The sequence below is a fragment of the Amycolatopsis sp. NPDC051371 genome (assembly GCF_040682155.1).
GTDB lineage: Bacteria > Actinomycetota > Actinomycetes > Mycobacteriales > Pseudonocardiaceae > Amycolatopsis.
The window spans coordinates 45,214-57,235 of sequence record NZ_JBFBAG010000065.1; the positions used below are offsets into that span (position 1 = coordinate 45,214).

Sequence of the window (12,022 nt, forward strand, 5' to 3'; positions counted from 1 at the left end):
CTCCACTCGCCGATCCGAGGAGAAACCGATGCGCAGATTCGTTTCCGTCGCGAGCGCGGCCGCGCTGGCCGCGCTCGGGCTGGGCCTGGCGCCCGCCGAGGCGGCGCGTCCGCCGGCCCACCCGCAGGCCGAGGTGGACGGCGTGGCCGCCGCCTTCGGCCTCACCGCGGACCAGGCCCGTACGCAGCTCGCGGCGCAGGACGACGCCCACCGGCTGGCGTCCGCCCTGCCCGCTTCGGTGCGCGCGCAGTCGGCCGGCCAGTGGTTCGACGCGGCCGCCGGGAAGCTGACCGTCGCCGTCACCTCGTCCAGTGCCGCCGATCAGGCACGAGCCGCGGGCGCGGTGGCTCAGGTGGTCGCCCGCAGCCAAGCCGACCTGGACCGCACCGACGCGGCCGTCCGCGAGCTGGTCGGGGCGGGCGTGCCGGGTGTCTACGGCTGGGGTGTCGACGTCCGCGGCAACGACGTCGGAGTCGACGTCGACCGGACGAAGAAGACCGCGGCGACCGAGAGTTTCCTTTCCCGGGTGAAGGATCTCGGCGTCCGGATCACCGAGACCTCGACGTCGCCGCGGCAGCAGTCGGGCACGATCCAGACCGGCAACCCGTGGTGGCCGGGCAGCGAGAGCAACTGCTCGGTCGGCTTCCCGGTGACGGATTCGGGCGGTGCCAAGCACTTCCTCACTGCGGGCCACTGCACGAACGACCGCGACCAGACCGCGTACGGCGCTTCGGGCCAGCAGAACAAGGTCGGCACGTCGAACGTCGGCGGCACCCACAGCGTCAACGCCCGCGAAGGCGACATGGGCGTCGTCGCGGTGACGGAGCCGGGCTGGACCCTGTCGGCGTCGGTGAACACGTGGGGAGAGCCGGCGGTCACGCTGTCCGGCGCGGCCGAGGCGATGGTCGGCGACCGCGTCTGCCACTCCGGCAACACTTCGCACTGGAAGTGCGGCGAAGTGAAGTACACGCACAAGTCGGTCGACTACGGCGGCGGCCTGGTCATCGACGACCTGACCTGGACGACGGCGTGCTCCCTCGGCGGCGACTCGGGCGGCGGCTGGCTGCTCGGCGACAAGGCGACCGGTCTGCACGACGGCGGCCCGTCGCAGTGCGTGGACAACCCGTCCGACGGCGACCTGTCCCTGTTCCAGCCGGTCATCGAGGCGCTGAACAAGTGGCAGCTGACGCTGGTCACGAGCGGGGGCACGGGTGACACGACGGCGCCGACCGCGCCCGGCAACCCGCGGTCCACCGGCACGACGTCGACCAGCGTCTCGCTCGCCTGGGACGCCTCGACGGACAACGTCGGCGTCACCGGTTACGACGTCTACAACGGCTCCGCGCTCGCCACGAGCGTCGCGGGTACTTCGGCGACCGTGACCGGGCTCGCGGCTGACACGGCGTACTCGTTCACGGTCAAGGCTCGTGACGCCGCCGGAAACGCTTCGCCCGCGAGCGCGGCGGTGTCCGCGCGAACCCAGCCGGGCAGCGGTGGCAACCGGACCCTGACCAACAACACCGACTACGCGATCCGCGACTACCAGCAGGTGTTCAGCCCGATCGCCTCGACGCTCACCGGCAGCGCGGCCGCCACGATCGGCGTCTCGCTGACCATCCGCCACACGTGCGCCGAAGATCTCGGCATCACGCTGCTCGACCCGAGGGGCAAGGCGTACGCGCTCAAGTACAGCGGCGGCAGCACGTGCACGCCGTGGAGCGGCGCCCGCACCTTCACCGTGCCCGCTGCCGCCTCCCCGGCGTCGGGCAAGTGGCAGCTACGCGTGACCGACTACGGGCCCGGCGACACCGGCACCCTCGACACCTGGTCGATCACCCTCTAGGGATTCCCGCGGGCCGGGCGGTCACCCCGCCCGGCCCGCGGTGACTCAGTCCAGGGGCAGGTTGAGCAGCGCGTTCTCGATCAGCTCCGGCATCGCCGGGTGGATCCAGTACTGCCCGCGTGCCATCGCGCGCGCGTCCAGGCCGAAGCTCATCGCCTGGATCAGCGGCTGGATCACCGACGACGCCTGCGGCCCGATGATGTGCGCGCCGAGCAGCTTGCCGGTCGCCGGGTCGGCGAGAAGCTTCGCGAAGCCGGTCGTGTCCTCCATCGCCCAGCCGTACGCGATCCCGGCGTAGTCCTGCTTCGAGGTCACGTAGGAGACGCCCTGGTCACGCGCCTTCTGCTCGGTGAGCCCGACGGAGGCGACCTGCGGGTGGGTGAACACCGCGTGCGGCACGAACCGGTGGTCGGCGGTGATCCGCTCGTCCGGGTGCACGAGGTTGTGCTGCACCACGCGGGATTCGTGGTTCGCGACGTGCTTCAGCTCGTGCGGCGACGAGAGGTCGCCGAGCGCGTAGATGCCTTCGACCACGGTCTCCTGGTAGTCGTCCACCACGACGTGCCCACTGTCCATTGTGGTCACTCCGGTGGCGGCGACGTCGAGCAGGTCGGAGTTGGGCTTGCGGCCGGTGGCGATCAGCAGCAGGTCGGCCTCGACGGTCTCGGCGCCGTGCGGTCCCTCGAGGTCCAGCGCGACACCGGTGTCGGTCTTGCGCGCCCGCACGGTCTTGCGCTCCAGGCGGACGTCGAAGCGTTCCGTGGCCAGCTCGGTGAAGCGCGCGCTGACGTCCTCGTCCTCCGAGCGCAGCAGGCGCCCGGAGCGGTTGACCAGCGTGACCCGCACGCCGAACGACGCGAAGACGTGCGCGAACTCGGCCGCGATGTACCCGCCGCCCAGGATGACGATCCGCTCGGGCAGCTCGTCGAGCCGCATGACCGTGTCCGACGTGTGGTAGTCGACGTCGCTCAGGCCCGGGATGTCGGGGATGACCGGGCGCCCGCCCGCGGCCAGCACGAACTTGTCGGCAGTCAGCACCTCGTCGGGACGGCCGTCTGCGAAGCTGACGCGCAGCTCCTTGTGCCCGGTGAAGCGGCCGGTGCCTTCGAAGACGTCGACGTTCTTGTTGTCCTCGTGGCTGCGGCGGTACTCCGCGCCACCGGCGGCGATGGGGTCGATCCGGCCGAAGACGCGGTCGCGGATGTCGCGCCAGCGCACGCCCTTCAGCTCTTCGTCGACGCCGTACTTCGCGCTGTGCGAAGGCGTGTACGCGACGTCGGCGGCGTACACGAACATCTTCGTCGGGATGCAGCCGACGTTCAGGCAGGTGCCGCCGAAGGTGCCCTTCTCCACGATCGCCGTCTTCTTGCCGGCGAAGTCCGGGCCGAGGATGGAGTTCCCCGACCCCGTCCCGACGATCACCAGGTCGTAGTGGGGCACTGCATCCTCCGCGGGCTCGGTTCCGGTCGATTCACCCTAGCCAACCGCCGGTGCGAGGCGGGTGTTCCCGCCTGTGCTTAACGTCGTATTACGTGGTCAGTGGCCGGTCGCGGTGAAGTGCATCCGGTCCTTCGGGCTGGTCCAGGCACCGCCCCAGCTCCACCCGATCGCCGCGAACGCGCGCACGGTCGCGTCGCCCGCCAGCACCATGCCCGGCCGGCGGCGCGAGCGGTCGAGGTAGGCGGAGGCCAGCTCGGGCAGCACGAGATCGCCCTGGGTGTAGGGGTTGCAGAACGGGTTGACGTCCACCGCGAGCCCGTACGCGTGCGCCGACCAGCTGGTTTGCCCGCGTGCCGGGCGGCAGACGAACGCGCTGGTGCTGTTGCCGTCGCCGGTCGGCGGCGCGGTCAGCTCGGCGGGACTGGTCACGCGCATTTCTTCCAGGGGGAAGTGCGCCTCGAAGAGCTGTCCGAAGACCTTGGTGATCCCGGCGGCGCCTTTCGCGTTGACCAGCATCTCGCCGGTGTGCGCGCGGCCGTCGAAGCCCCAGAACGACATCGTCAGGTAGCGCAGGTCGCCTGCTTTGACGGGGCAGGCGGCCTGCCAGGTGCTGCGCGCGAGGACGTCGGCGGGCACGGCGGTGGCGGTCGCGTGGTAGTCGCCGTCGGTCGGCGGCGGTAAGACGTCGTTTGTCGGAAGTGCCCGGTTCACCAGTTCGGGTGGCGTCGGCTCGACCTTCCCGAAGCCGCCGGCACCGAGGGGGAGCGGGCGGGCACCCACCTGCCAGGTGACGGCGGGCGTCTTCGACGTGGCCGGCGGCGCCGGATTCACCGGCGCGGGGGGTTTGGCCACGGTGGTCGAGATCGGCGTCGCGGCCACCGGCCGCGGGGCGGAGGGTGCCTCCGACGAGCAGGCGGCCAGCGTGAAGGCCATGAGCGCCCCGAAAGCCGCCGCCGCTGTCCGTCGCATCGAAGCAGCTTGACAGAAGCGTTCGGTGAGCGCGGAGTCCACCCGTTTCAGTGACACCGTTTCGGGCCCACTCCGATTAGGGTATTCAGCGCCGCTCGTTCACGCACCGGAGTCATCCGGGTGCCGAGTGCTTCGTCTTGTGCTGGTCTTGCTCGTGTTGATTTGGTGAAAGAGGGGGAACGTCCCATGTCCGTGAAGTCCCGCCGATTCCTGCTGCTCGCGAGCGGCGCGCTCCTCGCGGTCGCCGCGGTGGCCGTCCCGGTCGTGGTCGGCACGGCGTCGGCGGACCCGGCGTCCGCCGACCAGCCGCGGATCGTGGGCGGCGACAAGGCCTCGCTCTCGGACCACCCGTACGCGGTGTACCTGACCGACGCGGGCGGCAACCAGTTCTGCGGCGCGGTGATCGTCAGCTCGACGGCGGTCGCGACGGCGGCGCACTGCGCCAAGGCGGTCGCCAAGCAGGACGTCCGCGTGGTGGCCGGCCGGGAGGACAAGCGCACCGGCGAGGGTGACGTCCTGAGCGTCTCGAAGGTCTGGATCAGCAAGGGCTACAACGATCCCACGCAGGGCGACGACATCGCGGTCATGACCGTCCGCGGCCAGCTCGACTACCGGCCCGCGAAGCTGCCCGGCACCGGTGACGCGGCTTCGTACCGCGAAGGCACCCAGGCGACGGTGCTCGGCTGGGGTCGCGTCGCCGACGGCGGCGACCGGTCCGACTACCTGCGCAGCGCCCAGGTCCCGGTGGTCTCGGACAGCGCCTGCCGGTCCGACTACTCCGTGTACGACCAGAAGACGATGGTCTGCGCGGGCTACGCCGAGGGCGGCGTCGACGCGTGCCAGGGCGACTCCGGCGGCCCGCTCGTCGTGGGCGACACGCTGATCGGGATCGTGTCCTTCGGCGACGGCTGCGGCAAGGCGGGCAAGCCGGGCGTCTACACGCGCGTTTCGGCGTACACCGACGACATCGAGGCCCAGGCCAAGCCGCGCATCCTCGGCTGAGCGTGATAAGCAGGGGGCATGCCGACCCTGCACGACGCGACCGGGCCCGAGCTGACCGCCGCCCAGCTGCACGACATCCTCCGCCTGCGCGTGGACGTGTTCGTGGTGGAGCAGAAGGCGGCGTACCCGGAGCTCGACGGCCGTGACCTGCGGCCGGACACCCGTCACCTGTGGTTCGAGGACTCCGACGGTGTCACGTCGTACCTGCGGGTGCTCGCCGATCCGGGTGGCGTCCGCCGCATCGGCCGCGTGGTGACGGCGGCATCCGCCCGCGGCCGCGGCCTGGCCGCGCGCTTGATGGACGCGGTCCTGCTCACCCCGGGCGAGTACGTCCTGGACGCGCAAACGTACGTCCAGGGTTTCTACGCGCGCTACGGCTTCGTCGCGGAAGGCGCGGAATACACGGACGAAGACGGAATCCCGCACATCCGCATGCGCCGCCTCCCGCAGTAACCCGAGCCGACCCCCCAATCACGCGTGATGCCCCTCCAATCACACGTGATGCCTCCCCCGATCACGCGAGAAGCCCGCCCGATCACGCGAGTTCCGTCTTCAATCACGCGAGTTCCGGCCCGGATCACGCGAGATCGGCCCCCGATCACACGAACCGACCGTCCAGCTACGCCTCAGACGGTCGCGCCGCGCGGAGCCGTCGCCGTGATCACCTTCACCGCGCGGTCCACATCGGACTCCGTGAGGTCGGCCCGCGCGGTCAGCCGCAGCCGTGAGATCCCGTCCGGCACCGACGGCGGCCGGAAGCACCCGACCCGGATGCCCTGTTCCGCGCACGCCGCCGCCCAGGCGACGGCCGTCTCCGCGGACGGCGCCTGAACCGAGATCACGGCCGCGTCCGGCACGCTCGCCTTCAGCCCGGCCGCCTTCAACGACATCGCCAGGTTGCCGGCGTTCTCGAGCACCTTCTCCGCCAGCCCCGGCTCTTCCTTCAGCGCGTGCAACGCGGCCAACGCGGCGGCGGCGCTCGCGGGCGCCAGAGCGGTGTCGAAGATGAAGCTGCGGGCGGTGTCGATCAGGTGCTTGATCACGCGACGCGGCCCCAGCACCGCCCCGCCCTGGGCACCGAGGGACTTCGACAGCGTCAACGTCGTGACGACGTCGGGCGCGCCCGACAGCCCGGCCGCGTGGACCGCCCCGCGGCCGCCGTCACCCAGGACGCCGAAGCCGTGCGCGTCGTCCACCAGCAGCGCCGCGCCGTGCGAACGGCAGATCCCGGCCAGCTCCTCGAGCGGGGCGAGGTCACCGTCGACCGAGAACACCGAGTCGGTCACCACCAGCGCTCGCGGCTTCCGCCGGGTCGCCAGCGCGTTCTTGATCGCCGACGGCGTCGCGTGGGCGACGGCGGCGACGTCGGCCCGCGAGAGCCGGCAGCCCTCGATCAGCGACGCGTGGATGTACTTGTCGGTGACGATCGCGGACTCGGACCCCGACAGCGCCGTCACCGCCCCGAGGTTCGCGGCGAAGCCGGACGAGAACACCAGCGCTGCCTGCACGCCGCAGAACCGGGCGAGCTCCAGCTCCAGCTCGGTGTGCAGCTCGGTCGACCCGGTGACGAGCCGTGACCCGGTCGACCCGGCGCCCCAGCGCAGTGCGGCGGCCGCGGAAGCCCCGGCGACGCGCTTGTCGCGGGCCAGCCCGAGGTAGTCGTTGCCGGCCAGGTCGAGCTCGTCCGCCTTCGCGGGACGCGGCCGCAGCTGCCGCACGAGCCCCGCGTTCGCCCGCTTCTCCGCCTCGGTGTCGAGCCAGTCGAAAACCTCGTCGGGCGGGAGCGTCGGCGGCGTAGTCACGTCCCGCAGTCTCCCATCCGGGCCGCGCGCGGCCGGGAAGCGGGCCCGGAAACGTCGGAAGCCCCGGACCGCGGTCCGGGGCTTCCGAAAAAAAGGATCAGCTGTCGTAGCCGCGACGCGGGCCACGGCTCGGGCGGCCGTAGCCACCGCCGTTGCCCGTGCGGGGCTGACGGCCACGGCCGCCGAAGCCGCCGGGACGACCACCCTCGCGGGAGCCCTGGCTGTAGCCCCCACGGTCGCCACCGCGGTCGGCGCTGCCGTTGCTGCTGCCGCGGTCACGGTCGCCGTAGCTGCGCTCGCCGCGGCTGTACCCGCCGCGGTCGCCGCCCCGGCTGTAGCCACCGCGGTCACCGCGGAAGCCACCGCCGCCGCCACCGCGACGCGGGCTCTCGCGCCGCCGCTCGATGACCGGCTCGCCGCTGGGCTCCTGGGCACCGGTGATGCGCGACAGCGCTTCGTCACCCGGGCGGACCATCGTGGACTCGGCGCGGACGCCGGCCCGGTCGGTCATCCGCTTGACCATGCGGCGCTGGTCGTTGGTGACCACCGTGACGACGACGCCGGACGCCCCGGCGCGCGCCGTGCGGCCCGCGCGGTGCAGGTAGTCCTTGTGGTCGGCCGCCGGGTCGACGTGCAGCACCAGCGAGATGTCGTCGACGTGGATGCCGCGCGCGGCGACGTCCGTGGCGACCAGCACCGGGGTGTGGCCTTCCTTGAAGTCGGCGAGGACGCGGTTGCGCTGTCCCTGCGTCTTGCCACCGTGCAGCGCCGCCGCGTTCACGCCCTGCTCGCGCAGCCGCTCGGCGAGGCGGTCGACGTGGTGCTTGGTGCGCACGAACATGATCGTGCGGCCCTCGCGGGCGCCGATCTGCGTGATGACGTCCTGCTTGTCCTGGTGCGAGACCTGGAGCACGTGGTGGTCCATGGTCGTCACGCTCGCGGTCGACGGCGCGACCGAGTGCGTGACCGGGTCGGTCAGGTACTGCCGGACCAGGCGGTTGACGTCACCGTCGAGCGTCGCGGAGAACAGCAGCCGCTGCCCGCCCGGCGGGGTGAGGTCCATGATCTCGCGGACCTGCGGCATGAAGCCCATGTCCGCCATCTGGTCGGCCTCGTCGAGCGCGATGAAGTTGCAGTCGCCCAGGTTCGCGGTGCCCTGCCGGACGTGGTCCGACAGCCGCCCCGGGGTGGCGATCAGCAGGTCGACGCCGCGGGAGAGCGCGTCCGCCTGGCGGGCGAAGGCCATGCCGCCGACAGCCGTGCGGCACCACAGGCCGAGCGACTTGGCCAGCGGGGTCAGCGAGTCGGCCACCTGCATGGCCAGCTCGCGGGTCGGGACCAGGATCAGCGCGCGGGGGCGCTTCGGGCGGGCCTTGCCGTCGGCGAGCCGGGCCAGCATGGCCAGGCCGAAGGCGAGGGTCTTGCCGGAACCGGTCTGGGCGCGGCCCAGCACGTCGCGGCCGGCCAGGGCGTCCGGGATGGTCGCGGACTGGATCGGGAAGGGGCTGGTGATGCCCGCGTCGGCCAGCGCGCGGAGCAGCGGCTCCGGCAGGCCCAGCTGGGCGAAGGTCTTGGTGGCCACAGTCTCGACCGCGTCGTCGCGCAGCATGTCCCCACCGGCGGGGCGCTGACGCGGCCGACGGTCGGGACGGTCCGCGTGCGCGGACGTCGAGGAAGGGCCGGAGTTGAACGTGACGGTCACAAATGCCTCTCGGACATGGTTCGTCACAAGGAGGCCCGGGCTCCCTGCGCGCAGGCAGGGCAAGATGGTGTGCAGTGGGCGTTCACAGGGACGGACCCGGCACACTGTGTCTTGCGCTTTCCGACACTGCGCGCCGCTTGGGGGTTGCGGATCACCGCGAGCCAATCGGTGGCTCTGGAGGCGACGGACACCAACTCATCCACGCCGCCGGTTGCGGTCTGAATCGATAGTACCTGAGGGTGGCCTGGTCCCCCGCATGGAGGTGACCGGTTGTGGGCGGCGTCGCAGGCGTGTTCCACACCACACCCGCGACGCCGCCGCGGATTCACCCGAGCCCGGCCGCGGAAACGAGCTCCGCCAGCAGTTCGTCGACGTTCGTGACGTGCTCGCCGAGACCGCGGCCGTGGAACCAGCCGGCGAGGTTGCGCACGTCCCGCGCGAGGAATTCGACGCCGCCGGGGTTGGCGACGACGTCGACCACCTGAGGCAGGTCGATCACCACCAGCCGGCCCCGGTGCACGAGCAGGTTGTACGCCGAGAGGTCGCCGTGCGCGAGACCTTCCGAGGCGAGCAGCTCCAGCGCCGCGGTGGCCTGGAACCACAGGTCGGTCAGCTCGTCCGGTTCCGGGCGCACCTGGGCCAGGCGCGGTGCGGCCGTCCCGTCGTCCTCGCCGAGGAACTCGAGGAGCAGCTCGGTGCCGTTGCGCTGCACCGGGTACGGCACGGGCGCGCCGAGCGTCCACAAGCGACTCAACGCGCCGAACTCCGCGACGGTCCACTGTTCGGCGATCAGGTTGCGGCCGAACGCGCTGCGCTGCGCCATCGCCCGGGACTCGCGGGAGCGGCGCATCCGCCGTCCTTCGAGGTAGCCCGCGTCGCGGTGGAACAGCTTGTGTTCGTCGCTGCGGTAGCGCTTCGCGGCGAGCAGCGTGCCGGGGGTGCCGGGCAGGCCGCGCCGCAGCAGGTGGACGTCGGCCTCCTTGCCTGTCTTGAGGACGCCGAGGTCGGTGTCGACGGCGGCGAGCTCGGTGACGACCCAGTCGGGCCGGGGGAGCGGGCCGTGTTCGGCGTCGTCCCAGGTGGACCAGCGGTCGGCGTCGTCCGGCAGCTGGTTTTCGGTGTAGGCGTCGTCGCGGAGCTTGGCGAGCCGGACGCGTTCGCCTTCGGTGAGCCGTCCGCGGCGGGTGGGTTCGGGTTCGTCCTCGTACCGCGCCCGGCGGTCGGGCCGTTCGCGGGTCTCCTCCTCGAACCGCGTGCCGCGGCGGGCGGGGCGTTCGTCGAAGAGGTCGAAGTCGTCGAAATCGTGCTGGCGCACTGGTGGGTTTCTCCTTGGTCAGGGATGCCCCACCGGGCGCGTGATCAGCCTCGGGGGGCGGGTGGGTGAGGGCGCGAGCAGGCCCGGACATCCATCACGACAGGCACCTCCCGGCTCTCGAACCCCGGCTCCCTGCCGGTTGCGCTTCAGCTTGCCGGACCGGTCCGGGGCCGCGCAACCGAATAGCGCGAAAGGACCGTTCGTGCGCTTTCCTTGAATTCCGCCGGCGGGCGTGGTCACGATGAAGGGGCAGGCTCACCGAGGAGGGGTGGATGGATTCCTACGACGTCGTGGTCGTCGGCGGTGGTCACAACGGGCTGGTGGCGGCCGCGTACCTGGCGCGGGCGGGCCGGTCGGTGCTCGTGCTCGAACGGCGCGGGGAGACCGGCGGCGCCGCCGTGTCGTTCCGCGCGTTCGACGGCGTCGACGTCCGGCTTTCGCGCTATTCCTACCTGGTCAGCCTGCTGCCGAAGAAGATCGTGGCCGACCTCGGCCTCGACGTGCGGCTGAAGCGGCGCCGGATGTCGTCCTACACCCCCACGGGCGACTCGGGTCTCCTTGTCGACACGGGCGACGACGGCCGGACGGCGGCGTCGTTCCGCGCGGTCACCGGGTCCACATCGGACTTCGCCGCGTGGCGCCGGTTCTCCGAGCTGACCGGCGGTGTCGCCGAACGCGTCTTCGGCACCCTCACCGAGCCACTGCTGTCCGAAGTGGACTTCCGCTCGCGAGTGGGCGACACCGAGGCGTGGTCGGTGTTGTTCGAGCGGCCGATCGGCGAGACCCTCACGTCGTGGTTCGGCGACGACACCGTCCGCGGCGTCGTGCTCACCGACGCCCTGATCGGCACGTTCGCCGCGGCCGGCGCCGAGGACCTGCGCCAGAACCGCTGCCTGCTCTACCACGTCATCGGCAACGGAACCGGCGACTGGGACGTCCCGGTCGGCGGCATGGGCGCGGTCACCGGCTCGCTCGCGGCGGTGGCCGCCGCGGCGGGCGCGCGGCTCGTGACCGGGGCGGAGGTGCTGTCGGTCGACCCGGACGGCGAGGTGCATTACCGCCGTGACGACGCGGAACACGTCGTCCACGGCGGGCACGTCCTGGCGAACGTCGCGCCGGCCACCCTGGCGCGGCTGCTGGGCGAGGAGCCACCGGAACGGCCGGAAGGCGCGCAGCTCAAGGTGAACATGGTGCTGTCGCGGCTGCCGAAGCTGCGCGACCCGCACGTCGACCCAGCCGACGCGTTCGGCGGCACGTTCCACGTCAACGAGACGTTCACCCAGCTGGAGACGGCCTACCGCGAGGCGGCGGCGGGGAAGATCCCCACGCTGCCGCCGTGCGAGATCTACTGCCATTCCCTCACGGACCCGTCGATCCTGGGCCCGGCCGAACGCGTGGCGGGCGTGCACACTCTGACGTTGTTCGGCCTGCACATGCCGGCGCGCCTCTTCGAAGGACGCAACGAAGAGGCGCGCGAAGCGGCGTTGCGCGCGACGCTGGCTTCGCTGAACAGCGTGCTGGCCGAGCCGATCGAGGACTGCCTGCTGACCGGGCCGGACGGGAAGCCGTGCCTGGAGGCGAAGACCCCGCTCGACCTGGAGGCCGAGCTGGGCCTGCCGGCCGGGCACATCTTCCACCGCGATCTGGCCTGGCCGTTCGCCGCGGACCCGGCGCAGGCGGGCAAGTGGGGAGTGGAGACAGGGCACGAACGCGTGCTGCTGTGCGGCGCGGGAGCGGTGCGGGGAGGTGGTGTCAGCGGCATCCCCGGCCACAACGCGGCGATGGCGGTACTGGGCGCGCGGGCGGAGTGAGGCGGACTGAGGCCCCAACGTCTTGAATGAGTCATTCAGGTCTTCGGACCTGGATCCACCGATGTGTTTTGTGGTGATCTTGAGGCCGGGTTGTTGATCTTGTGGTGGGTGGTGGGCGTGCGTGATCGTGCTGGCTGG

At 71.8% G+C, this 12,022-nt stretch carries 9 protein-coding genes; 4 read left to right on the forward strand and 5 right to left on the reverse strand.

Annotated features, from left to right (window positions below):
- The first annotated feature begins 28 nt into the window (after positions 1 to 28).
- A complete protein-coding gene (locus AB0M59_RS47770) occupies positions 29 to 1,843 on the forward strand; it encodes a proprotein convertase P-domain-containing protein (RefSeq protein ID WP_364629107.1) in 1,815 nt (604 codons plus the stop codon).
- A gap of 45 nt (positions 1,844 to 1,888) precedes the next feature.
- Here AB0M59_RS47770 and AB0M59_RS47775 read toward each other — a convergent pair whose 3' ends face one another.
- Together AB0M59_RS47775 and AB0M59_RS47780 are read right to left on the reverse strand one after the other, a co-directional pair.
- Positions 1,889 to 3,283: a mycothione reductase gene (locus AB0M59_RS47775; protein WP_364629110.1), complete on the reverse strand. Its 1,395-nt coding sequence runs from the start codon at positions 3,281 to 3,283 to the stop codon at positions 1,889 to 1,891.
- Between the two features lie 96 nt (positions 3,284 to 3,379).
- Complete coding sequence (locus AB0M59_RS47780; protein ID WP_364629112.1) at positions 3,380 to 4,252, reverse strand: M15 family metallopeptidase; 873 nt, start codon at positions 4,250 to 4,252, stop codon at positions 3,380 to 3,382.
- Between the two features lie 186 nt (positions 4,253 to 4,438).
- On the opposite strand from AB0M59_RS47780, the gene AB0M59_RS47785 reads away from it, so the two are divergent.
- Complete coding sequence (locus AB0M59_RS47785) at positions 4,439 to 5,254, forward strand: serine protease (protein ID WP_364629115.1); 816 nt, start codon at positions 4,439 to 4,441, stop codon at positions 5,252 to 5,254.
- Between the two features lie 18 nt (positions 5,255 to 5,272).
- Positions 5,273 to 5,707: a GNAT family N-acetyltransferase gene (locus tag AB0M59_RS47790; protein WP_364629118.1), complete on the forward strand. Its 435-nt coding sequence runs from the start codon at positions 5,273 to 5,275 to the stop codon at positions 5,705 to 5,707.
- Between the two features lie 173 nt (positions 5,708 to 5,880).
- On the opposite strand, the gene AB0M59_RS47795 is transcribed toward AB0M59_RS47790, so the two are convergent.
- The 3 genes from AB0M59_RS47795 to AB0M59_RS47805 form a co-directional block, all read right to left on the reverse strand.
- The gene (locus AB0M59_RS47795; RefSeq protein WP_364629120.1) at positions 5,881 to 7,056 is read right to left on the reverse strand and encodes an 8-amino-7-oxononanoate synthase; all 1,176 of its coding nucleotides are present in this window, start codon (positions 7,054 to 7,056) and stop codon (positions 5,881 to 5,883) included.
- 97 nt (positions 7,057 to 7,153) lie between these two features.
- Entirely contained in the window at positions 7,154 to 8,758 is a 1,605-nt protein-coding gene (locus AB0M59_RS47800) for a DEAD/DEAH box helicase (RefSeq protein WP_364629122.1), read from the reverse strand.
- A 325-nt stretch (positions 8,759 to 9,083) separates the two neighbouring features.
- On the reverse strand, positions 9,084 to 10,073 hold the full coding sequence (locus tag AB0M59_RS47805) for an RIO1 family regulatory kinase/ATPase (protein WP_364629125.1): 990 nt from the start codon (positions 10,071 to 10,073) through the stop codon (positions 9,084 to 9,086).
- A gap of 272 nt (positions 10,074 to 10,345) precedes the next feature.
- Here AB0M59_RS47805 and AB0M59_RS47810 point away from each other — a divergent pair, with 272 nt between their 5' ends.
- Positions 10,346 to 11,884 carry an NAD(P)/FAD-dependent oxidoreductase gene (locus AB0M59_RS47810; RefSeq protein ID WP_364629128.1) on the forward strand — a complete coding sequence of 513 codons (1,539 nt, stop codon included), beginning with the start codon at positions 10,346 to 10,348 and terminating at the stop codon, positions 11,882 to 11,884.
- Positions 11,885 to 12,022 lie beyond the last annotated feature (138 nt).

Bases quoted from the DNA above. Each gene is read 5' to 3' on its own strand.
- AB0M59_RS47770 (WP_364629107.1), top strand. From the start codon at position 29: ATGCGCAGATTCGTTTCCGTCGCGAGCGCGGCCGCGCTGGCCGCGCTC.
- AB0M59_RS47780 (WP_364629112.1), bottom strand. From the start codon at position 4,252: ATGCGACGGACAGCGGCGGCGGCTTTCGGGGCGCTCATGGCCTTCACG.
- AB0M59_RS47785 (WP_364629115.1), top strand. From the start codon at position 4,439: ATGTCCGTGAAGTCCCGCCGATTCCTGCTGCTCGCGAGCGGCGCGCTC.
- AB0M59_RS47790 (WP_364629118.1), top strand. From the start codon at position 5,273: ATGCCGACCCTGCACGACGCGACCGGGCCCGAGCTGACCGCCGCCCAG.
- AB0M59_RS47810 (WP_364629128.1), top strand. From the start codon at position 10,346: ATGGATTCCTACGACGTCGTGGTCGTCGGCGGTGGTCACAACGGGCTG.